16 protein-coding genes are annotated in these 21,861 nt (G+C 70.3%); 11 read left to right on the top strand and 5 right to left on the bottom strand.

Annotated features, from left to right (window positions below):
- Positions 1–93: 93 nt before the first annotated feature.
- The 3 genes from FHP08_RS11755 (at position 94) to FHP08_RS11745 (ending at position 4,186) form a co-directional block, all read left to right on the top strand.
- Positions 94–1,839, top strand: a complete 1,746-nt coding sequence (locus FHP08_RS11755; protein WP_147704641.1) for an ABC transporter permease — start codon at positions 94–96, stop codon at positions 1,837–1,839.
- Positions 1,836–2,900 (top strand): ABC transporter ATP-binding protein, encoded by a 1,065-nt coding sequence (locus FHP08_RS11750; RefSeq protein WP_147704640.1) that lies wholly within the window; start codon positions 1,836–1,838, stop codon positions 2,898–2,900. The genes FHP08_RS11755 and FHP08_RS11750 overlap by 4 nt, the downstream gene beginning before the upstream one ends.
- Before the next feature lie 71 nt (positions 2,901–2,971).
- A complete protein-coding gene (locus tag FHP08_RS11745; protein ID WP_147704639.1) occupies positions 2,972–4,186 on the top strand; it encodes a CaiB/BaiF CoA transferase family protein in 1,215 nt (404 codons plus the stop codon).
- Here FHP08_RS11745 and FHP08_RS11740 read toward each other — a convergent pair whose 3' ends face one another.
- Complete coding sequence (locus FHP08_RS11740; protein ID WP_147704638.1) at positions 4,187–5,137, bottom strand: 5'-nucleotidase; 951 nt, start codon at positions 5,135–5,137, stop codon at positions 4,187–4,189.
- Between the two features lie 23 nt (positions 5,138–5,160).
- Between FHP08_RS11740 and FHP08_RS11735 the strand changes: the two genes are divergently transcribed.
- The 7 genes from FHP08_RS11735 (at position 5,161) to FHP08_RS11705 (ending at position 12,826) form a co-directional block, all read left to right on the top strand.
- Positions 5,161–6,597, top strand: coding sequence for a bifunctional enoyl-CoA hydratase/phosphate acetyltransferase (locus FHP08_RS11735; RefSeq protein WP_147704637.1), 1,437 nt, complete (start codon positions 5,161–5,163; stop codon positions 6,595–6,597).
- A gap of 386 nt (positions 6,598–6,983) precedes the next feature.
- Positions 6,984–8,078 (top strand): redox-regulated ATPase YchF, encoded by a 1,095-nt coding sequence (gene ychF, locus FHP08_RS11730; protein WP_147704636.1) that lies wholly within the window; start codon positions 6,984–6,986, stop codon positions 8,076–8,078.
- Positions 8,079–8,088: 10 nt separating this feature from the next.
- Positions 8,089–8,868 (top strand): SDR family oxidoreductase, encoded by a 780-nt coding sequence (locus tag FHP08_RS11725; RefSeq protein ID WP_147704635.1) that lies wholly within the window; start codon positions 8,089–8,091, stop codon positions 8,866–8,868.
- Positions 8,869–8,888: 20 nt separating this feature from the next.
- Positions 8,889–9,770, top strand: coding sequence for a universal stress protein (locus FHP08_RS11720; protein WP_147704634.1), 882 nt, complete (start codon positions 8,889–8,891; stop codon positions 9,768–9,770).
- Between the two features lie 37 nt (positions 9,771–9,807).
- The gene (locus FHP08_RS11715; RefSeq protein ID WP_187272276.1) at positions 9,808–10,614 is read left to right on the top strand and encodes an SIMPL domain-containing protein; all 807 of its coding nucleotides are present in this window, start codon (positions 9,808–9,810) and stop codon (positions 10,612–10,614) included.
- 139 nt (positions 10,615–10,753) lie between these two features.
- A complete protein-coding gene (locus FHP08_RS11710; RefSeq protein ID WP_147704632.1) occupies positions 10,754–11,548 on the top strand; it encodes a hypothetical protein in 795 nt (264 codons plus the stop codon).
- A 6-nt stretch (positions 11,549–11,554) separates the two neighbouring features.
- Positions 11,555–12,826 (top strand): hypothetical protein, encoded by a 1,272-nt coding sequence (locus FHP08_RS11705; protein ID WP_147704631.1) that lies wholly within the window; start codon positions 11,555–11,557, stop codon positions 12,824–12,826.
- A 77-nt stretch (positions 12,827–12,903) separates the two neighbouring features.
- Here FHP08_RS11705 and FHP08_RS11700 read toward each other — a convergent pair whose 3' ends face one another.
- Positions 12,904–14,124, bottom strand: a complete 1,221-nt coding sequence (locus FHP08_RS11700) for a fumarylacetoacetate hydrolase family protein (protein ID WP_147704630.1) — start codon at positions 14,122–14,124, stop codon at positions 12,904–12,906.
- Between the two features lie 88 nt (positions 14,125–14,212).
- Positions 14,213–15,694 carry a glycerol kinase GlpK gene (gene glpK / locus FHP08_RS11695; RefSeq protein WP_147704629.1) on the bottom strand — a complete coding sequence of 494 codons (1,482 nt, stop codon included), beginning with the start codon at positions 15,692–15,694 and terminating at the stop codon, positions 14,213–14,215.
- 124 nt (positions 15,695–15,818) lie between these two features.
- On the opposite strand from glpK, the gene glpD reads away from it, so the two are divergent.
- Entirely contained in the window at positions 15,819–17,417 is a 1,599-nt protein-coding gene (glpD, locus tag FHP08_RS11690) for a glycerol-3-phosphate dehydrogenase (RefSeq protein WP_147704628.1), read from the top strand.
- A 135-nt stretch (positions 17,418–17,552) separates the two neighbouring features.
- Here the strand turns inward: glpD and FHP08_RS11685 are convergent, their stop codons facing one another.
- Both FHP08_RS11685 and ppk1 read right to left on the bottom strand, forming a co-directional pair.
- The gene (locus FHP08_RS11685; protein WP_147704627.1) at positions 17,553–19,595 is read right to left on the bottom strand and encodes a PhoX family protein; all 2,043 of its coding nucleotides are present in this window, start codon (positions 19,593–19,595) and stop codon (positions 17,553–17,555) included.
- Positions 19,596–19,767: 172 nt separating this feature from the next.
- Positions 19,768–21,834, bottom strand: coding sequence for a polyphosphate kinase 1 (ppk1, locus tag FHP08_RS11680; protein WP_147704626.1), 2,067 nt, complete (start codon positions 21,832–21,834; stop codon positions 19,768–19,770).
- Between the last annotated feature and the right edge of the window lie 27 nt (positions 21,835–21,861).

The following is a 21,861-nucleotide window of genomic DNA, read 5'->3' as shown; positions in this document are numbered from 1 at the left end:
GCGCGCACGCTCCGGACCCAGGCTGTGCCCGCCCGCGGGCAGGCCCCTCGCGGGCCTGCCCCGGGTCCTTCCCGACCGCCCCGGAAATCCGACATGAGTACCGTCACCCCACCCGCCTCGGCCGCGGGCAGGCCAGCTTCGCTCGGCGAGCGGCTGCGCAACATGGATCGCTCCTACTGGGTCTGGATCCTGGCCATCGTCGTGCTGCTCGTGCTGGTCGTGAACCCGCTCGTCCGCCTGCTGCTGGTCAGCTTCCAGGACAGCGAAGGCGCGTTCACGCTGGCCAACTACGCATCGGCCTACGGCCGCTCGCGCCACATCGACGCGCTGCTGAACTCGCTGGTCCTCGGCGTGTCGGCCGCCAGCCTGTGCCTGGTGTTCGGCGTTCCGATGGCCTGGGCGCTGTCGCGCACCGACATGCCCTGGAAGGGGCTGATCTGGATCTCGATCCTTGGCACCTTCATCATCCCGCCCTACCTGGGCGCGGTGGGCTGGATCCTGCTGGCAGGGCCCAACGCCGGCTGGCTGAACCGGGCCTTCGTCGCGCTGACCGGGGCGGACTCCGGGCCGTTCAACATCTACAGCATGTCCGGCCTGGTGCTGGTGATCGCCTGCTACAGCTTCCCCTACGTGTTCGTGTTCACCAAGTCCGCGCTCGACCTGGTGTCCTCGGAGATGGAGGACGCGGCCAACATCCTGGGGGCGGGCAACCTGCGCACCACGCTGTCGATCACGCTGCCGCTTGCGCTGCCGGCGATCATCGGCGCCTTCATCCTGGTCTTCCTCGAAGCGATCGCGCTGTTCGGTTCGCCGGCGCTGCTGGCGCTGCCCGGGCGCTTCCACGTCGTGACCACCCAGCTCTGGCAGTTCTTCGAGTTCCCGCCAAGGGTCGGCGTGGCCTCGGCCTACGCGATGCCGCTGCTGGGCATCACGGTGCTGCTCTTCTGGCTGCAGCGCCGGATCATCAGCCGCAAGGGCTACGTGTCGCTGACCGGCAAGGGCGGCGAGCGCCGGCCGGTGGCGCTGGGCAGGTGGCGCTGGCCGATGCTCGCCTTCTGCCTGGCGGTCTGCACGCTGTCCTTCTTCATGCCGATGGTGGTGATCGTGCAGGCCGCAACCGCCAAGGCATGGGGGCGCGGGTTCTCGCTCGACAACTTCACGCTCGACAACCTGTACTTCACGATCTTCGAGAACAACCTGACCCGCGACGCGACGCTCAATACGTTCACCTACGCGGGCAGCGCCTCGATCATCGCGATCGTGCTGTCGTTGTGCATCGCCTACGCGGTCAACCGCAACCTGGTCGGCAAGCGTCTCGGCAACACGCTGTCCTTCCTCACGATGGCGCCCTTCGTGATCCCGGGCATCGTGCTGGCGATCGGCTTCTACGCGGCCTACGCCAACCCGCCCTTCGCGCTGTACGGCACCGCCTGGATCCTGATCCTGGCCTTCGCCACCCGCTTCCTTCCGATCGCCTACACGAACAGCAGCGCGGCGATACGCAGCATCAACCCGGAACTGGAAGACGCGGTGCGCATCCTGGGCGGCAGCCGCTTCACCGCGATCTGGCGCGTCGTGATCCCGCTGCTCAAGCGCAGCCTGGCCGGCGCCTTCATCCTGGTGTTCATCCCGGCCACCCGGGAGCTGAGCGCCGCGATCTTCCTCTACTCCATCGACACGCAGGTGCTGTCGGTCCTGCTGTTCGACAAGAGCGACGAGGGCAACTTCGAGATGCTCGCGTCGATCGGCCTGATCCTCGTCGTCATCACCGTCGCGCTGATCCTGATCGGCTTCCGCCTGATGGGCCGCGACTTCATGCTCAGGAGAACCTCCGCATGAGCAAGCTCGTGCTTCGCAATGTTTCCCGCGCCTTCGGCGACTATGTGGCCGTCGACAACCTGAACCTGACGATCGAGGAAGGCGAGCTGGTCTCGCTGCTCGGCCCCTCGGGCTGCGGCAAGACCACCACGCTGCGAATGATGGCCGGCTTCCTCTCGCCCACCGGCGGCACGATCTCGGTCGGCGACAAGATCGTCTCCTCGCCCGAGTCCAGCCTGCCGCCGGAGCGGCGAAACATGTCGATGATCTTCCAGAGCTACGCGATCTGGCCGAACATGACGGTGGCCGAGAATGTGGGCTTCGGCCTGAAGATCAGGAAGATCGAATCCTCCGAGATCGCCCGCCGCGTCGACCAGATCCTCGACGTCGTCAAGCTGCGCCACCTGCGCGACCGCTACCCGGCCGAGCTGAGCGGCGGCCAGCAGCAGCGCGTGTCGCTGGCGCGGTCCATCGTCGTGCAACCGTCGGTGCTGCTGCTCGACGAGCCGCTGTCGAACCTCGACGCGAACCTGCGCGAGGAAATGCGCTTCGAGATCCGCCGGCTGCACGACGAATTCAACATCACGATGGTCTACGTCACGCACGACCAGGCCGAGGCGATGGTCACCTCCGACCGGATCGCGGTGATGAACAAGGGCAGGATCGAGCAGATCGACAAGCCCTTCGAGATCTACTGCAGGCCGAAGACCGCCTTCGTGGCGGGCTTCATCGGCCGCACCAACTTCCTGGAAGGCCGCCTGCACGGCGGCGACGTCGATTTCGGGGGCTTCGCGCTGCCGGGCCGCATGCTGGGACAGGGCCTGCCCGAGCAGGTGAAGGTGTCGGTGCGGCCGCAGTGCATCCACCTGCATCGCCGGGCCCCTGCCGCTGCCGACGACCGCTTCTGCGTGTCCGCGCGAATCGACCAGCGCGCCTACCTGGGAGAATCCTGGGATTACCAGATCCGCATCCCGGGACTCTCCGAGCCGCTGCGCGTGACCGCGCGGCCCCAGGAGGTGTTCGAGATGAACGAGGACGTGGTCGCCGAGATCGACGCGACGCAGGTCACCGTCATCGAGTGAAGCGGGCAAGCCATTGAACCAGGCCGGGGCCGCCGCGGCGCGTGGCCCCGGGCAACAGGAGAGAAAAGGAAATGTCACTGCCGCTCGAAGGCGTGAAGGTGATCGACCTCACCAGCGTGATGGCCGGCCCCTACTGCGCGATGGTGCTCGGGGATCTGGGCGCCGATGTGATCAAGATCGAGAGCTTCCCCGACGGCGACGCCTCGCGCCGCTTCGACCCGAAGGTCAACGACGAGTCCTACTGCTTCGCGGTGCTCAACCGCAACAAGCGCAGCGTGGCGCTCGACCTGAAGGACCCGCGCGGCAAGGAAGCCTTCCTGAAGCTGGCCGCCGGCGCCGACATCGTGATGGAGAACTTCCGTCCCGGCGTGGTCAAGCGCCTGGGCATCGACTACGACAGCCTGGCCAGGACCAACGCCGGCCTGGTCTACGCGTCGATGTCGGGCTTCGGCCAGACCGGCCCCTACGGCAAGCGCGGCGGCTACGACATCATCGCGCAAGGCATGTCCGGCATCATGATGATGACCGGCTACCCGGGCGGGCGGCCGGCCAAGGTCGGCATCGCGATGAACGACATCGCCAGCGGCGTCACCGCGCTGTACGGGATCCTCGGCGCCTACATCGGCCGGCTGCGCAGCGGCAAGGGCCAGTACCTGGAGACCTCGCTGCTCGAGGCCGGACTCGCCTGGAGCATCTGGGAATTCGGCGCCTGGGCCGGCGCCGGCGAGATCCCCACGCCCACCGGCACCCGCCACCGGCGCTCCGCGCCCTACCAGGCCTATCGCACACAGGACGGCTACGCCACGGTCGGCGCCGGCAACGAAAAGCTGTGGCAGGCCTTCTGCACCCAGGTCTGCGACAAGCCCGAGTGGCTGGCCGACCCGCGCTACGCGCGGCCGGGCGATCGCCTCGAGCATGCCGACGACCTCGAGCGGGACATCGAGGCGGTGTTCGCCACCGCGCCCAGCGCGCACTGGGTCCGGAAGATGGACGCGGCCGGCGTGCCCGGAGGCCCGGTCTACAGCTTCGAGCAGACGCTCGCCGACCCGCAGGTGGCCGCCCGCAAGATGGTCGTGGAGATGGACCACCCGAAGATCGGCCGGATGAAGACCCTGGGCCTGCCGATCAAGTCGACCGGCGAGCTGACCGAGATCCGCAAACCGGCCCCGCTGCTCGGCCAGCACACGGCCGAGGTGCTCGGCGAACTCGGCTACGGCGAAGCCGACATCACGGCGATGCTGGACGGGGGCGCGGCGTACGACGACGCGCGCGGCGGCGCTGCCTGATCAGCCCTCGTTCGCCACGCCCGACACCACGTGCCCGGCCGGCGCCACCCGCGCCGCCGACTCGCAGTGGCCGGTCTGGTCGTCGAAGAAGAAGTCGGGCTCGAACTCCTTCAGGAAGGGGCCCTTCTCGAGCCCGCCGAGGAACAGCGCCTCGTCGACCTCGATGCCCCAGTGCATCAACGTGCGGATCGCGCGCTCGTGCGCCGGCGCGCTGCGCGCGGTGACCAGCGCGGTGCGGATCCGCATCGGCGCGACGACCGCCATCTCGGCGCCGACCCCCGGGTCCGACGCCTCGCTCTCGCGCTGCAGCCGGTGCAGGGCCTGCAGCAGCGGCATGAACGGGCCGGGCGGGAGCGGCAGCGCGGCGCGGTCCGCCTCGTGCCGCTGGAACGCGTCAAGCCCGCCTGCCTGGAACACCCGCTCGGACTCGTCCGAGAAGAGCACCGCGTCGCCGTCGAAGGCGATGCGGATCTCGTCGGGATGCGACTCCGAGGCCTTGACCGACTCGGGAAACACCCGCGCGGCCGGAATGCCCGCGGCCAGCGCCGCGCGCACGTCGTCGGCGTTGGCCGACAGGAAGAGGTTGGCCTTGAGCGGCGCCAGGTAGCGCCAGGGCGCGCGCCCCCGGGTGAACACGCCGCGCTCGAGCCGCAGGCCGGCGCTGGCGGCCGAGCGGAAGACGCGCAGCCCGCTCACCGGATCGTTGCGCGACACGACCACGACCTCGACCCGGCGGTCGCGCTCGCCGCGGCCCGGCGGGTCGAACTGCAGCAACTTGCGCACCAACGCCCAGGCCACGCCGGGCAGGGCGGGGCTGTCCAGCCGCTCGCGCTGCAGCGCCATGTAGGCGGCGTCGTCGTCCTGCTCGAACACGCGGTTCTCTTCTTCGAAGTCGAAGACCGCGCGCGAGGAGATCGCGACCACCAGTTTTCCGTCGAGGCTTGCGGGCATGCCGGCAGGTTAGCATTGCGGCCATGAAGCTCAGCAACCGCCTGTTCGACGAGATCGCGATCGGCGACCGCGCAAGCATCCGCCGCGTCTGCACCGAGGCCGACCTCTACGTCTTCGCCAACGTTTCGGGCAACCTGAATCCGGCGAACCTGCCGGACCTGGAAGCCCGGTTCGACACCGACGGAGATCCCGGCACCGGCGCGGTGGCCCCGTCGATGTGGCTGGCCTCGCTGATCGGCAACGTGATCGGCACCCGCCTGCCCGGCCCCGGCGCGCTCTACCGGGCCCAGACCCTGGTGTTCCGCGACCGTGCGCGGGTCGGCGACGAACTGCAGGTCACGGTCACCGTGGCCGACAAGCGCGAGCCGCGCCTGCTGCTGCTCGACACCCGGATCGAACGACTCGGCGGCACGACCGGCGGCCAGTCGATCGCCGAGGGCCAGGCCGAGGTCTTCGCGCCGCAGCGCCGGATCGAGATCGCCGACGCGGCGTTGCCGGAAGTGCTGGTGCGTCGGCACGAGCAGTTCGACCGGCTGCTGGCGGCCTGCGCGGGCCTGCCGCCGCTGCCCACCGCGGTGGTCTGCCCCGACGATCCCGCCTCGCTGGAGGGCGCGCTGCAGGCGCGCGACGCCGGCCTGATCGCGCCGGTCCTGGTCGGCGCAGAGGCCGGGATCCGCGAGACCGCGGCCGACCTGGAACGCGATCTGAGCGGCGTGCCAATCGTCAACGTGACGAGCGACGAGGAAGCGGCCCGCCGCGCGATCGCGCTGGCCCGCGAAGGCCGCGTGCGCGCGGTGATGAAGGGCCACCTGCACACCGACACGCTGCTCGCGGCCATCGTGCGCCGCGACGACGGCCTGCGCACCGGACGGCGGATCAGCCACGTCTACGCGATGGACCTGCCCGGCATCGCCGACCTGCTGTTCATCTCCGACGCGGCGATCAACATCGCACCGGACCTCCAGGCCAAGGTCGACATCGTGCAGAACGCGATCGACCTGGCGCGCGCCTGCGGCCTGCCCGAGCCGCGGGTCGGCATCCTGTCCGCGGTGGAGACGGTCACGCCCACGATCCCGTCCACCATCGACGCCGCGGTCCTGTCGAAGATGGCCGAGCGTGGCCAGATCACCGGCGGCCTGGTCGACGGCCCGCTGGCCATGGACAATGCGGTCGACCTGCAAGCCGCCCGCACCAAGGGCATCGCCTCGCTGGTCGCCGGCCGCGCGCAGGTGCTGATCGTGCCGAACCTCGAATCCGGAAACATGCTGGCCAAGGAGCTGACCTTTCTGGCCCACGCCGAGGCGGCGGGGCTGGTCCTCGGGGCGCAGGTGCCCGTGATGCTGACCAGCCGGGCCGACGACGCAAGGTCGCGGCTGGTGTCTTGCGCCCTCGCGCAACTCCACGACTGGTGGCGCGCGCACGGCAGCAGCCGGGTCGCGGGGGCGGGGCGGGCGGACTGATCCGCCGAAGCCAGGGTTCGAAGAGCCCGTCGAGGGCGGCGCCTGCGCTCTTTCCCGCGCCCTTGTGCAAGCCGAGCGCCACCGAAAGGAATTCCGCGGGACCCGCTCGTCGGGGCGAAGCCCCTACGAGGCGGGTGCGGAATTCCGAGGTGGGCGAGGGCAGCCCCGCCGCAGGCGGGGCCGCGGCACCGGGCGCGGGAAAGAGCGCAGGCGCCGCCCTCGACGGGCCCGCCTCAGCACAGACAGGAGGGGATCAGTCCGCCCGCCCCGCCCCCGCGATCCGGCCGAACACGCGAACCTGAGACAATCGGGGTTTCGACGAATTCGGCCGCACGGCGCGCAGCACGAGCCCGCGCCGTCCCGCGGCCCGCCCGGAGCTTCCACACATGTCTCTCAAATGCGGCATCGTCGGCCTGCCCAACGTCGGCAAGTCGACCCTGTTCAACGCCCTGACCAAGGCCGGCATCGCGGCCGAGAACTATCCCTTCTGCACGATCGAGCCCAATGTGGGCATCGTCGAGGTGCCGGACCCGCGGCTCGACAGGCTGGCCGGGATCGTCAAACCGCAGCGGGTGCTGCCGGCCACGGTCGAGTTCGTCGACATCGCGGGCCTGGTGGCGGGCGCCTCGAAGGGCGAGGGGCTGGGCAACCAGTTCCTGGCCAACATCCGCGAGACCGACGCGATCGTTCACGTGGTGCGTTGCTTCGAGGACGAGAACGTGGTCCACGTGAGCGGCAAGATCGATCCGCTGTCCGACATCGAAGTCATCGACACCGAGCTCGCGCTGGCCGACATGGCCACGGTGGAGAAGGCGCTGGTCCGCTACGGCAAGCAGGCGCGCGCCGGCGGCGACAAGGAGGCCCAGCGGCTGGTGGCCGTCCTCGAGAAGTGCATGACGGTGCTCAACGAGGCGAAGCCCGTGCGCTCGCTCGACCTGTACGAGGAAGAGAAGGCGGTGCTCGCGCCGCTGTGCCTGATCACCGCCAAGCCCACCATGTACGTGGCCAACGTGCGCGAGGGCGGCTTCGAGAACAACCCCTACCTCGAGGCCGTGAAGAAGCACGCGGCCGCCGAGAACTCGATCGTGGTGCCGGTCTGCGCGGCGATCGAGGCCGAGATCGGCGACATGTCCGACGAGGACAAGGCGGTCTTCCTCGAGGACATGGGCATGGACGAGCCGGGCCTGAACCGGGTGATCCGCGCGGCCTTCGCACTGCTCGGGCTGCAGACCTACTTCACCGCCGGCGAGAAGGAGGTCCGCGCCTGGACCGTGCCGGTGGGCGCCACCGCGCCCCAGGCCGCCGGCGTGATCCACACCGACTTCGAGCGCGGCTTCATCCGCGCCGAGACCATCGCCTACGACGATTTCGTCGCCTGCGACGGCGAGTCGGGCGCGAAGGAAAAGGGCAAGATGCGGCTCGAAGGCAAGGACTACGTCGTGAAGGACGGCGACGTGATGCACTTCAGGTTCAACGTCTGACGGAGACTCCATGAACACCACCGAACTCTTCTCCCTCGCCGGCCGGGTGGCGCTGGTCACCGGCGGCTCGCGCGGCATCGGCAAGATGATCGCCACCGGCTTCCTGGCAGCCGGCGCGAAACGTGTCTACATCTCCTCGCGCAAGGCCGATGCCTGCAACGCCACCGCGGCCGAGCTCGGCAAGCTCGGCGACTGCGTGTCCCTCCCGGCCGACGTGTCCACCGTGGAAGGCGCGAAGGCGCTGGCCGCCGAGATCGCGAAGCGCGAGCCGCAGCTCGACATCCTGGTGAACAACGCGGGCGCGGCCTGGGGCGCGCCCTTCGATGAATTCCCGGAGAGCGGCTGGGACAAGGTGGTCGACCTGAACATGAAGTCGCCCTTCTTCCTCACGCAGGCGCTCTCACCGCAGCTGCGCGCCGCAGCGAAGGCCCGCCCGGCCAAGGTGATCAACATCGCCTCGATCGACGGCATCTCGGTGAATCCCTGGGAAACCTACTCTTACGCGGCCAGCAAGGCCGGACTGATCCACCTGACCAAGCGCATGTCGCTGCGGCTGGCGCAGGACAACATCGTGATGTCGGCGATCGCCCCGGGCCCCTTCCGCTCCGAGATGAACCGCGAGGCGCGCGACCATGCCGACGAGGTCGCGCGCCGCGTGCCCGCCCGTCGCGTCGGCGAGGACGAGGACATGGCTGGCGCGGCCATCTACCTGGCCTCGCGCGCCGGCGACTACGTGGTCGGCGAGATCGTGGTGGTCGACGGCGGCGTGACGCTCACCCGCGGGTCCTGAGCCCGGCACGGAGCGCGCCCGTGGACAGGTTCCGACGACTGCTCTGCGCGACCGACTTCTCGGAGCACGCCGGCATCGCGACGCGTCGCGCCGCCACGGTCGCGGCAACGCTGGGCGCGGAGCTGCAACTGCTGCACGTGCTGAGCGAGCCTGCGCTGCGCACGCTGGTGGCGCTCTTCCCGGGATCGGCCGACGCCGAGATCCGGCTCTCCGAGGACGCGCGCCGCATGATCGAGGCCGAGGCCGGGCGGCTGCGCGAGGCCATCGACGGCGTGGCGGTGACCACGCGCCTGGGCAACGGCGATCCCGACGACGAGATCCTGGCCGCGACCGAATCGGCCGACCTGCTGGTGCTCGGCGCCCACGGCCAGAATCCGCTGCGCGACATGGTCATCGGCAGCACCGCGGAGCGCCTGCTGCGCAAGGCCACCCGGCCCGTGCTGGTCAGCCGCGCCGCGCCGGAGCCGCCTTACCGTCGCGCGCTGGTGCCGGTCGACTTCACCGGTCATTCGGCCGGCGCGATGCGCGCGGCAGCCGCGATCGCGCCCGACGCCGAGCTGACCGCGCTTCACGTCTTCGAGCTGCCCTTCGAGGGCAAGCTCTGGCTGGCCGGGGTGTCCGACGACGAGGTCAATCGCTTCCGGGCCCTGGCTCGCGCGCAGGCCCTGAAGCGCGTGCTCGAGCTGGCGGCCGGTCTCGGCGAGGCCGGGTCGCGGATACGCCCCCAGGTGGTGCAGGGCTCCGCGGCGCGGAGCATCCTGGAGGCCGCGGAGGAGATCGACGCAGACCTGATCGTGATGGGCCGGCACGGCAAGTCCGCGGCCGAAGCCTTCTTCATCGGCAGCGTCACGCGGCATGTGCTGTCCGATGCGACCTGCGACGTGCTGATCATGCCGGCCTGAGGCTATGCTTGCCCGTCGACCAAGAAAGGAGCCTCCGATGACCCACCCCTCCCCCGGCCGGCACGCAGGCCGCGCGCCGCGCCGGCGTGCCGCGATGGCGCTGATCTCGGCCCTCGGCCTGGCGGCCTCCTTCGCCAGCCTGTCGTGGGCCGGCGCGGCTGCCGCGCAGACCGGCCGCTCGGCCTCCGGCGTGATCGCGCCCGCGCAGGCCCAGCCGGCCATGCCCGAGTTTCCGCAGCTCACGCTGTCCGCGGACGCCTGGCGAGAGGTGGCGCAGGATCGGGTGTCGGTGACCCTGTATTCGAGCCACGAAGCGCCCGAACCGGGTCCCGCGCAGGCCCGCGTCAACGAGCAGCTCGATCCGGTGCTGCAGCGCCTGAAGGAGCGCAAGGACCTCGAGGTGCAGAGCGCCGGCTACCGCACCGATCCGGTCTGGAAGGATTCCCGGATCGTCGCCTGGCGCGCGCGCGGCGCGATCCGGCTCACCGCCGCGCCGTCGGCGGACTTCAACAAGCTGGTCGGCGAGCTTGCCGGCACGCTCAACGTGGAGTCGGTCGCCTATTTCCTCAGCCGGGAGGCGCGCACCGCGGTCGAGCGCGAGCTGATCGCCGAGGCGGTGGCGGCCTTCCGGGCCAAGGCGCAGGCCGCCTCGCAGGCGCTGGGCTACAAGGGTTTTGCGGTGCGCGCCGTTTCGGTCAGCGATTCCGGCCCCGGGCAGCCCGAGCCGGCTCCCAAGGCGATGATGGCGCGCGCCGCCATGGCCGAGGCGGCGCCGATGCCGATCGCCGAGGGGAAGACCACGGTCAGCGTCAGCGTGAGCGGGTCGGTGCTGCTGGAACGTTGAAACGCCGGCAGCTGCCGGCTGGCACGGCCCTTCGTCCCGTTCGGGCGACCATCGGTCTGACTGCCGTACCGGGGCGGGCGTGGTACGTGGGGTCTTCGGTATCCTTCCGGCGCCGTCATCAAATGGAGCCTGTGAATCGATGCCCAGACCGGTTTTCAGTCGCCCTCGAATTCTCGTCAGCCTCGCAAGCGCCGCACTGCTCGCGACCAGCGTGGGCAGCGCGGCGGCGCAAACCCCGAGCGCCTGCCCCCCGACCTTCCTCGAAGGCACCGATCGCACTGCGCGAACATTCGGAGAGTTCTTCGACAGGATCTCGACTTACGGCAGCGAGGCCTGGGTCTTCCTCGACTGGTACCGCGCACGAGCCGCCGGCAACCTCGACGCCCTGAAGGGCAGGCCCTGGGCGCAGTGGAAAGCTGCCGACTGGCAGGCGCTGCTGGCTGTCCTGCGCGGCACGATGGACACCCTGCAGACCGCGGACTTCATCAGGAACATGTACGACGGCCCCCGCAAGCAGGTGCTCGACAATTTCGAACGCAAGATCGCGGCCGTGGATTGCTTCGCGCGGGCTGCCGAAGCGGCCGCGGGCGGCAAGCCGGCCGGGACGGGCCTTGGCGCCGAGTCTCAGGCTTCGGCACGGCCGGCCCCGCCCGCACGCCCCGCCGCAACCGCCTTCAAGCCGAAGGATCCGCAGGCCAATCACGAGGGGCAGGCGTGCAGCTACTTCACTCGACCGGCGGTCGAAGCGGACGGCGCGCGCTTGAACTACTACGCGAACGGCGCATGGGCCGCCTACGGCAAATGGATGTACCGCTGCGAGAACCGTCGCTGGGTGCGCGCAGGCCCCGCCGACGCATGGCAGGACGCGGCGCGCTACCAGGCCGAGCGCCAGGAGCGGCGCGGCGCCGATCCCGACATCTACCAGAAGGATTGAGCGGCCATGCGCTGGCACATCCCGATCGTGATCCTCGCCGCGCTGGCGGCGCCGGTCATCGTCCTGGCCGACTGCGAGCTCGACCACATGTCGTGCGTCAACACCTGCGCCGGCGGCGGCCTTGCCGCGGCCCTGCTCAGCAAGGGCCGCAGCGATGTCGAGTCCGCAATGAAACAGTGCACGAGCCGCTGCGATTCCGCCCAGTCGATGTGCCTGCGTCGGGAGCAGGCGCGGCAGCGGCAGGAGGAGGCCGCGGCGCGGGAACGCGAAGCGCGGAACCGTGAGCGCGCCGAGCGCGAACTTGCCGAGGCGCACAACGCGGAGCGAAAGGCTCGCCTGGAGATCGTCCAGCAGCAGGGCAGCATGCCGCCGCTGCCGGCGCCGTCACTGAAGTCGCCGGACCTGCTTGTCGATTTCGCCGCAGACATCGACGCCGAGCGCCCCGACGAGGCGGAGCGCCTGTATCGCCTGGCTGCCGAGACGAGCGGACCCCACGGCGAACGGGCCCGCGAGAGGCTCGACGCCCTGGCACGCCCGGCCGAGCCGGGGGCCGACGGCCTGCTGCCGAGGCGCCGGCTGCCTCCTGGAAAGCTGCAAGCGCTGTTGCCCGCCGAGATCCGCCGCCAGCTCGAATCCGATTCGCGCTTCGCGGTGCCGCCGCCGTTGCGGCAGGTCGTCTACGAAACCCAGGGGCGCGCCACGGACGGCAGCCACCAGTCGGCCGAAGCGATCCGCCTCTCGCCCGCCGGCAGCGGATTCTGGCTCCGGCAGACGCGATCGCGCAGCGAGATCGGGGACCGCGTCGTCGAGTCGTCGTCGAACCACATGTCCGCCCTGGCGGGCCTGGTCACGCTGGCCTACGCCGACGGCTCGGACGAGGCAGGCAAGAACGGCCATTCCTACCGGAGCTGGCCGGCGAGGATCGAACTGACCGGAACGATCTTCCCACTCGTCGCGGGCCAGCGCTTCCTGCTCGCGACGGACTACGAGTCCGCTTCGAGGTGGGGCGACCGGCCCGAGCAGCGCAAGCGCTGGCGACTCAGCGCAGACTGCACGGTGGGCCCCGACGTCGATGCGGCGAGCGTGCGGCCCGAGTTTCCCGGTCGCGCGACCACGCTCGACTGCAACTGGACGACCATCGACGAAGGTCGCACGACCCGCCTGAGCCGTCGTGACCACTTCCTGCCCGAGCTCGGACTCTTCGCAAGCCAGGTGACCGGCTCGGAGTTCCAGAGCGAGCAGTATCGCCGGACGATCTCGCGCCTGGCGATCGAATAGGGACAGCGTGGTTCGCGGCGAAGCCCCCGACCCGCCGATCGACCCGGGGATCGGGAACCGGGTGGCGATCGGCGCGTTCAGGCCCGCTCCGAGAGCCCCCGCGCCGCCAGGTTACCGAGCAAGGCTCGCAGCCCGAAGGCCCAGGGCTGCGCCCGGTCCGAGGTGGTGACCCGGTTGCGCAGCGCGCCCAGTTGCGCGCTGCGGATGGTGACCACGTCGCCCACGTGGTGGGTGAAGCCGGCGCCCGGCGCGCCGCGGTCCTCGGTGGGCGCGAACAGCGTGCCCAGGAACAGCATGAAACCGTCCGGGTACTGGTGGTTCGCGTTCAGGGTCTGGGCGGCCAGGTCCGCCGGGTCGCGGCTGATCCGCTTCATCGTGCTGGCCCCGCGCATCACGAAGCCGTCGGTGCCCTCCACGCGCAGGTCCAGGTCCTGGGCGCGGACGTCGTCGAGCGAGAAGGTCTCGTCGAAGAGCCGCAGGAAGGGCCCGATCGCGCACGAGGCGTTGTTGTCCTTGGCCTTGCCCAGCAACAGCGCGCTGCGGCCCTCGAAATCGCGCAGGTTCACGTCGTTGCCCAGCGTGGCGCCCACGATCCTGCCGGCGCTGTTCACCGCCAGCACCACCTCCGGCTCGGGGTTGTTCCACTCCGACTGCGGGTGGATGCCGATCTCGGCCCCGGTGCCCACCGCCGACAGCACCGGGGCCTTGGTGAAGACCTCGGCGTCGGGGCCGATGCCCACCTCCAGGTACTGCGACCACATGCCCTGCTCGATCAGCACGGCCTTGAGCTTCGCGGCCGGCTCCGAGCCCGGCCGCACCGCCGACAGGTTGTCGCCGATCACCGCGCGCACGCGGGCGCGCACCGCCTCGGCGCGGGCGGCGTCGCCGCGGGCCTGCTCCTCGATGACGCGCTCGAGCATGCTGTCCACGAAGGTCACGCCGGCGGCCTTGATCACCTGCAGGTCGCAGGGCGCGAGCAGCCGCGGCAGCGAAGCGTCGGGGGCGGCCTTCGCGGTGTTGGCGAGGATCTCGTCCAGGCCGCCGATACGCCGGCCCTTGACCGCCTTGACGATCGCGGCCGGCTCCTCGCGCTCGAGCAGGCCGGCCATCGTGGCCACCGCCTCGCTCAGGTCGTAGACGCCGTCGGCGCGGATCGCGACCACCGCGGGGCCGGCGACGGCGCGCGAGCGGCCGGCGGCCGCATCGGCGGGCAGCCAGGCGCGACCGACCAGGGTGCCGGCGCAGCCGTCGTCGGGAAGGATCTCGTCGGCGTTCAGGGTGACGATGTCGGGGCTCATCAGGGTCCTTTGCGGGTTCGTTGTGATTGTTCCCGCATTATCCCCGTTCGGCCTCGCAGCCTCGGCCCGCGGCCGTCCGCCGCGCGCTTCAGGCGGCCGTGGCCTGCCGCACCGCGTGCTCCCAGGCCTGCATCAGCCCGGCCGCCCGGTCGCGGTCCATCGTGGGCACGAAGCGCCGCTCGGCCCGCCAGTGGCTGGACAGCTCGGCCAGTCCGTCCCAGACCCCGGCCGACAGCCCGGCCAGATAGGCCGCGCCGAGCGCGGTGGTCTCCACCACCTGCGGTCGCACCACCGGGATGCCCAGCAGGTCGGCCTGGAACTGCATCAACAGGTTGTTGACGCAGGCGCCGCCGTCGACTCGCAACTCGGTGATCGGGGCGCCGCTGTCGCGCTGCATCGCCCGCAGCAGCGCGGCGCTCTGGAAGGCAATGGACTCGAGCGCCGCCCGCGCGACGTGGGCGATGGTGCTGCCGCGCGACAGCCCGGTGATCGCACCCTGGGCGTCGGGCCGCCAATAGGGCGCACCCAGTCCGGTGAAGGCGGGCACGAAGACCACGCCCCCCGAGTCCGGCACCGAAGCGGCCAGCGCCTCGACGTCGGACGAGCTCTCGATGGCGCGCAAGCCGTCGCGCAGCCACTGCACGACCGCGCCGCCGATGAACACGCTGCCCTCCAGCGCGTACTGCTTCGTCGCAGCAGGCTGCGCCGCAGCCGTGGCCACCAGCCCGTTGCGCGAAGCCTCGAAGCGCTCGCCAGTGTGCATCAGCATGAAGCAGCCGGTGCCGTAGGTGTTCTTGGCCATGCCGGCATCGAAGCAGGCCTGGCCGAACAGCGCGGCCTGCTGGTCGCCGGCCACCCCGCCGATCGGGATCGCGGCGCCGAGCAGCGCCGGCTCGGTCTCGCCGAAGGCATGGCTGGACGGCAGGACGCTGGGCAGCATCTCGCGCGGCACCCGCATCGCGGCGAGCAGTTCGTCGTCCCAGGCGCCGCGGCGGATGTCGAAGAGCATGGTGCGCGAGGCATTGCTCACGTCGGTGACGTGCATGCGCCCGCCGGTGAGCTGCCAGACCAGCCAGCTGTCGATGGTGCCGAAGGCCAGCTCGCCGCGCCCGGCCGCGTCGCGCGCGCCCGGGACGTTCTCGAGGATCCACTGGATCTTGGTGCCGGAGAAGTACGAGTCGACGATCAGCCCGGTGCGCTGCGCGATCGCCGGCGCCAACCCCGCCTGCCTGAGCGCCTCGCACAGCGGCTCACCCCGGCGGTCCTGCCACACGATCGCCGGATGGATCGGCCGGCCGGTGGCGCGCTCCCAGACCACGGTGGTCTCGCGCTGGTTGGTGATGCCCATCGCGGCGATGTCCTTCGCCTGCAGCTTCGCTCCGGCCAGCGCCTCGCGCGCGGTCTCGAGCTGGGTGCTCCAGATCTCGAGCGGGTCGTGCTCGACCCAGCCGGGCCGGGGATAGTGCTGGCGGAACTCGCGCTGGGCCTGCGCGACGATGCGGCCGGCGGCGTCGAAGACGATGCTGCGCGAACTCGAGGTGCCCTGGTCCAGGGCGAGCAGGTACTTCATTCGTGTCTCGTGCGTTCTCGTTCACGCGATCTTAATTCGGTTCGTCCTAGAATCGGCAACGAAAGCGAACGATCGCCCTGACGACAGACCGACCGACAGACCGGCCGAAGAACCACCGCCACCGATGCCCGACCTCCCCCTTGCCGCCGCCGGATCCCTTGGCGGCCTCCCCGAGCGCTGCGACCTGCTGGTCGTGGGCGGCGGCATCAACGGCGCCGGCATCGCGCGCGACGCCGCCGGCCGCGGCCTGTCGGTGGTGCTCGTCGAGCAGCACGACCTGGCCGCGCACACCTCGTCGGCGTCGACCAAGCTGATCCACGGCGGCCTGCGCTACCTGGAGCATTACGAGTTCGGGCTGGTGCGCAAGGCGCTGATCGAGCGCGAGGTGCTGCTGCGCTCGGCGCCGCACATCATGTGGCCGCTGCGCTTCGTGATGCCGCACGACCCGTCGATGCGGCCTGCCTGGATGATCCGGATGGGCGTCTGGCTCTACGACCATCTGGCGCGCCGCGAAGTGCTGCCTGGGTCGGAGGCCATCCGGCTCGCCGGGCATCCGGCCGGCGAGCCCCTCAAGCCGGAGTTCTCGAGGGCCTTCGTCTATTCCGACGGCTGGGTCGACGACGCGCGGCTGGTGGTGCTCGCCGCGCGCGATGCCGCCGACCGCGGCGCGGCGGTGCTGACCCGCACGCGGGTGACCGGCGCGGAGCAGGCCGAAGGCGGTTGGCGGGTGCATCTGCGCGACACGGGGCGCGCGGACGCCACCGATGGCGACGGCCGCAGCACGGGCGCGCCCGGCGCGCGCACGGTCCGGGCGCGGGCGCTGGTCAACGCGGCCGGCCCCTGGGCCATGCAGTTCCTGCAGGGCGGCATGCAGCGCGCCGGCCGGCGTTCGCTGCGCCTGGTCAAGGGCAGCCACATCGTGGTGCCGAAGCTTTTCGACCACCCCATGGCCTACCTCTTCCAGAACGCGGACAAGCGGATCGTGTTCGCGATCCCCTACGAGCGCGACTTCACGCTGATCGGCACCACCGACGTCGAGCATCGCGAGGACCCGGGCCGCGCGCGGGCCGACGCCGGCGAGATCGCCTACCTGTGCGAACTGGCCGGCCGTTACTTCCGCAAGCCGATCGCGCCTTCCGACGTTGTCTGGAGCTACGCCGGCGTGCGCCCGCTGCTCGACGACGAGTCGGGCGACCCGTCGGCGGTGACCCGCGACTACCTGCTGGAGTTCGAAACCGCACCGGCGCCGCTGCTCACCGTGTGGGGCGGCAAGATCACCACCTTCCGCAAGCTCGCCGAAGAAGCGGTGGACACGCTCGCCCCGGCGCTCGGTCACCACGCGCCGGCCTGGACGCGCGGCGCGAAGCTGCCCGGCGGCGACCTGTCGGCGACGATCCCGGAGACCGGCTTGCCGGACCGGGATTTCCAGTCCTTCCTGCAGGCCAGCGCGCGGGCGCTGCCCTGGTTGCCGCAGCCGCTGCTCGCCCGCCTGGCGCGGCTGTACGGTTCGCGGATCGACCGGGTGATCGGCGACGCCAGGTCGCTGGCCGACCTGGGCGAGGAGGTCGCGCCGGGCCTGCACGAGGCCGAGCTGCGCTACCTGGTGCGCGAGGAGTGGGCGCGCGAAGCCGCCGACGTGGTGTGGCGCAGGACCAAGCTGGGGCTGAGGCTAAGCGCCGCCGATGTCGCGCGTGTCGAGGACTGGCTGCGGGCGCATTGCTGAGCGGCTCGGCGCCCTGGGAAACGACAGCGGAAACGAAAATGGGCAGCGAGGCCCGAAGGCCTGCCGCCCGCCGACGGGGAGCCTCGTGTTGGCCGCGCCATCCGGCGCGGCCAATCGAGCCCCTCCCGCCAGGCTTCAGCCGAGCAGCTTTCGCCCGTCGGCGCGGCGCACCACCACCGTGGCCGAGCGCGGCCGGCCGCCCGAAGCCTCGGGCCACTTCGAGAACGCGAGCGGGTCGCGCGCGATGTCGTTGTCGCCGTAGGTCGAGCCGTCCGCCTTCTTCGGACGGTTCGGGTGACTGCCGATCTCGCCCGGGTGCTGGATGTTCACGAACATCGTCCGCATGTCGGGCGTGAAGGCCAGGCCGGTCACCTCGCAGCCGCTCGGGCCCAAGAGGAAGCGCTGCAGCTCACCGGTCTTCAAGTCCGCAACCAGCATCTGGTTGTTGCCCTGGCCCTGGTAGTCATTGACGTTCGAGAAGTTGCCGTCGGTCTGGATCCAGAGTCGGCCGTCGTGGTCGAAGGCGATGCCGTCCGGACTGTTGAAGGTGTTCTCGGCGGTAATCACGGCCGAGCCGGAACGCAGGTCCTGACGGTCCGAGTAGGCGATCGGGTTGCCGGCGACCAGGAACAGGTCCCAGTCGAAGCTGAGCGCGGTGGCGTCGCCGCCCGCCTCGTTCCAGCGCACGATCTGGCCGTAGCGGTTGGCCATTCGCGGGTTGGCGTCGTCGGTGACCGTGCGGCCGCTGTTGTTGGTCAGCGCGCAGAACACCTCGCCGGCCGTCTTCGGGTTGGCGGCGATCCACTCTGGGCGGTCCATCTTCGTCGCGCCGAGCAGGTCGGCCGCGCCGCGGGTGTCGACCAGCACGTCGGCCTGGCTGGCGAAACCATTCGCGGCAGTCAGCGGACCCATGCCGTGGACCATCGGGACCCACTCGCCGACGCCCTTGAAGTCACCCGTCGCGTCGCCATTGTCGAACTTCGCGACGTAGAGCGTGCCCGAATCGAGCAGGTCGCGATTGGTCGCCTGGTTGCGCGGATCGTACTTGCCGTCCGAGACGAACTTGTAGATGTAATCGTTGGCCTGGTCGTCGCCCATGTACACCACGACGCGGCCGTCCCTGGCAATCACGACTTCGGCGTTCTCGTGCTTGAAGCGGCCGAGCGCGGTGCGCTTCTTGGGGGTGCTGGCCGGATTGAACGGATCGATCTCGACGATCCACCCGAAGCGATTCGGCTCGTTCGGGTTCTTGCTGATGTCGAAACGCTCGTCGACTTCGTGCCAGCGGTAGCTGCTCGAGGTGTTGACCCCGTAGCGGCGCTCCAGCGCGGTGCGGACGTAGGCCGGATCGGTCGACCCGAAGTAGCCGTTGAAGTTCTCTTCGCAGGCCAGGTAGGTGCCCCAGGGCGTCTTGCCGTTGGCGCAGTCGTTCAGCGTACCAAGCACACGCGTGCCGGTCGGATCATCGGCGGTCTTGAGCGACTCGGCTCCCGCGGCCGGACCCGTGATCTCCATCGGCGTGTAACCGGTGATGCGGCGGTTGTACTGCGAGCCCGGCACGTAGGACATCGCGCCGTCCCTGGCACGCCTGACCTCGATGATCGACACGCCGTGACCGGCCATGGCTTTCTTCGCCTTGTCAGCGGTCCAGGGCGCGAGCCAATCGGCTGCATCGTTGCCCGGCGAGTAGAAGTACTCGTAGTTCACGTACTCGTGGTTCATCACGAGCAGACCCGATTCGCTGGCGCCGTCGGCGTTCGCGACGAGCGGGAAGTAGCTCATCCCGTCGTGGTTGTCGCCGGCCTGGTTCTCCTGCTCGGCCCAGCCTTCCGAGGCGTCGCCGCGCCAGCCATGGGCCGTCGAGTTGGTCAGAGGGTCGCCCCAGCGGTACAGGACCTCGGCCACGTAACCCTCGGGCACGACCACCGCGTCGCCAGTCGAGATCGCAACCGGCGTGAAGGCCTTGCGCAGGGGCTTGGCCTGCTCGACGACCGTCGAGGCGACCGCTGCATCGTCGCCGCCGCTGCCGCAGGCGACCAGCGCGCCGAAGAAGGGCAGGGTCGCGATGCCGAGGCCGGACTTCAGGATCGCGCGGCGCGAGACCGTGCGGTCGACGATCTGCTGCAGGCTGGGATTGGAGGACGGATTGCTCGGGATGTCGTCGTTGTCGAAATTCATGTTCGTGCTCCGTGGATGGGGTCGATGAACCCCACGGATGCTAGGAGGCGACGATGACGGCTCCGTTCAGGAACGATGACAGCCAGATGAACGATCGATGACGGCGCCGATCGCCGACCGTGTCGATCGCCGGCGGCGCCGAGGCAGGCGGCGCGGCCCGACCGGCCGCCCGTCAGCCGGCCGCCAGCCGCGCCAGCAGCTCCATCTGCGCCTGGTGCCGCTTGCCCCCCTTGCGGGGCTTGCGCTGCGCGTAGCGGCCATCGGCGTCCATCAGCCAGGCGTTGACGTTGTCGCGCAGGTGGACCTCGATTGCTTCCTCGATTACCCGGTCGCGCAGCTTGCGATCCCGCATCGGGAAGGCGACCTCGACCCGGCGAAACAGGTTGCGGTCCATCCAGTCGGCCGACGAGAGCCAGACGTCCTTCTTGCCGCCGTTCCAGAAGTAGTAGACGCGGCTGTGCTCGAGGAAGCGCCCCACGATCGAGCGCACGCGGATGTTCTCCGACAGGCCCGGCACGCCGGGCCGCAGCGCGCAGACGCCGCGAACGATCAGGTCGATCCTCACGCCGGCGTTGCTGGCCTCGTAGAGCGCGTCGATGACCGTGGGCTCGAGCAGCGCGTTGACCTTGGCAGCGATGCGCGCCTTGCGCCCCGCGCGGGCGTTGGCTGCCTCGCGGCGGATCGAGGCCAGCACCATCTCGTGCAGCGTGAACGGCGCCTGGGCCAGCTGCCTGAGCGTGCCGCGCTGGCCCAGCCCGGTGAGCCGGCGGAAGACCTCGTGCACGTCGCTGCAGATGTCCTCGTTGGCGGTGAACAGCCCGAAGTCCTCGTACAGGCGCGCGGTGCGAGGATGGTAGTTGCCGGTGCCCAGGTGCGCGTAGCGCCGCAGCTTCGTGCCGTCCCTGCCCGACTCGCGGCGCAGCACCATTGCCATCTTGGCGTGAGTCTTGTGGCCGACCACGCCGTAGACCACGTGGGCGCCGGCGCGCTCGAGCTTGTCGGCCCAGTTGATGTTGGTTTCCTCGTCGAAGCGCGCCATCAGCTCGACGACCACGGTCACTTCCTTGCCGGCCTGGGCCGCGTCGATCAGCGCCTGCATCAGTGCCGAGTCGGCCCCGGTGCGATACACGGTCTGCTTGATCGCGACGACCTTCGGATCGCGCGCGGCGCTGACCAGGAACTCCATCACCGGCGAGAAGGACTCGTAGGGATGGTGGACCAGGATGTCGCGCTTGCGGATGGCCGCGAACAGGTCCTTCTCGCGCAGCACCGCCGGCACGGCCGGCTCGAAGGGCGCGAACTTGAGCTCGGGGAGGTCCACCAGGCCGATGATCTGCTGCAGCCTCACCAGGTTGACCGGGCCGGCCACCCGGTAGCAGTCGTGCTCGTCGAGCTCGAACTCGCGCAGCAGCAGGCCCACCAGCGAATCCGGGATGCCGGCCGAGACCTCGAGCCTCACCTCGTCGCCGTAGTGGCGCTGCGAAAGCTCGCCCTGCAGGGCCTCGCGCAGGTCGGTGACCTCCTCGTCGTCGACGAACAGGTCGCTGTCTCGCGTGAGCCGGAACTGGTGCACCGAGCGCACCGTCATGCCCGGGAAGAGCCGGTCGACGAAGCCCTGCACGATCGAGGACAGCAGCATCACGCCGTGCGGCGCGCCGGACACCTCGGGCGGCACCTTCAGCACCCGCGGCAGCGCGCGCGGCGCCTGCACGACGGCCACGCCGGCCTTGCGGCCGAAGGCGTCCTGGCCATGCAGCTCGACGATGAAGTTCAGGCTCTTGTTCAGGATGCGCGGGAACGGGTGCGAGGGATCCAGCGCGATCGGCGTGAGCAGCGGCTCGACCTCGGAATCGAAGTAGCGCTCGGCCCAGGCGCGCTGCGCCTCGGTCCAGGTGCCGCTCAGGTGGATGACCACGCCGTGCGTGGCCAGCGCCGGCAGGATCGTGTTGTTCAGCAGCGCGTACTGGCGCTCCACCAGCCTTCTCGCCCGGGCGACGATCTCGTCGCGGGCCGCCCGCGACTCGGCGGGCTCGCGACCGCGCAGGCGCAATTGCTTGAGCTCGGCGATCCGGATCTCGAAGAACTCGTCGAGGTTGTTGCTGACGATCGTGAGGAAGCGCAGCCGCTCGAGCAGCGGCATGTCGGGGTCTTCGGCCTGCGCGAGCACGCGCTCGTTGAAGGCGAGGATGCCGAGTTCCCGATTGAGCAGGCGGGGACCTGAAGCAGCCGTAGCATTCATCGCGCGGAGTCTGCCGCGCTTTCGTGA

Source organism: Zeimonas arvi (assembly GCF_008039575.1).
Taxonomy (GTDB): domain Bacteria; phylum Pseudomonadota; class Gammaproteobacteria; order Burkholderiales; family Burkholderiaceae_E; genus Zeimonas; species Zeimonas arvi.
Note: the sequence above shows the minus strand (reverse complement) of the source record. Positions and strands in the feature narration are given on the sequence as shown.

Excerpts from the sequence above, each read along its gene's own strand:
- FHP08_RS11725 (WP_147704635.1), top strand. The coding sequence starts at position 8,089 with ATGAACACCACCGAACTCTTCTCCCTCGCCGGCCGGGTGGCGCTGGTC.
- FHP08_RS11715 (WP_187272276.1), top strand. The coding sequence starts at position 9,808 with ATGACCCACCCCTCCCCCGGCCGGCACGCAGGCCGCGCGCCGCGCCGG.
- FHP08_RS11745 (WP_147704639.1), top strand. The coding sequence starts at position 2,972 with ATGTCACTGCCGCTCGAAGGCGTGAAGGTGATCGACCTCACCAGCGTG.
- FHP08_RS11685 (WP_147704627.1), bottom strand. The coding sequence starts at position 19,595 with ATGAATTTCGACAACGACGACATCCCGAGCAATCCGTCCTCCAATCCC.
- FHP08_RS11735 (WP_147704637.1), top strand. The coding sequence starts at position 5,161 with ATGAAGCTCAGCAACCGCCTGTTCGACGAGATCGCGATCGGCGACCGC.
- FHP08_RS11750 (WP_147704640.1), top strand. The coding sequence starts at position 1,836 with ATGAGCAAGCTCGTGCTTCGCAATGTTTCCCGCGCCTTCGGCGACTAT.
- FHP08_RS11755 (WP_147704641.1), top strand. The coding sequence starts at position 94 with ATGAGTACCGTCACCCCACCCGCCTCGGCCGCGGGCAGGCCAGCTTCG.
- FHP08_RS11710 (WP_147704632.1), top strand. The coding sequence starts at position 10,754 with ATGCCCAGACCGGTTTTCAGTCGCCCTCGAATTCTCGTCAGCCTCGCA.
- glpK (WP_147704629.1), bottom strand. The coding sequence starts at position 15,694 with ATGAAGTACCTGCTCGCCCTGGACCAGGGCACCTCGAGTTCGCGCAGC.
- FHP08_RS11705 (WP_147704631.1), top strand. The coding sequence starts at position 11,555 with ATGCGCTGGCACATCCCGATCGTGATCCTCGCCGCGCTGGCGGCGCCG.
- glpD (WP_147704628.1), top strand. The coding sequence starts at position 15,819 with ATGCCCGACCTCCCCCTTGCCGCCGCCGGATCCCTTGGCGGCCTCCCC.
- ppk1 (WP_147704626.1), bottom strand. The coding sequence starts at position 21,834 with ATGAATGCTACGGCTGCTTCAGGTCCCCGCCTGCTCAATCGGGAACTC.
- FHP08_RS11700 (WP_147704630.1), bottom strand. The coding sequence starts at position 14,124 with ATGAGCCCCGACATCGTCACCCTGAACGCCGACGAGATCCTTCCCGAC.
- FHP08_RS11740 (WP_147704638.1), bottom strand. The coding sequence starts at position 5,137 with ATGCCCGCAAGCCTCGACGGAAAACTGGTGGTCGCGATCTCCTCGCGC.
- ychF (WP_147704636.1), top strand. The coding sequence starts at position 6,984 with ATGTCTCTCAAATGCGGCATCGTCGGCCTGCCCAACGTCGGCAAGTCG.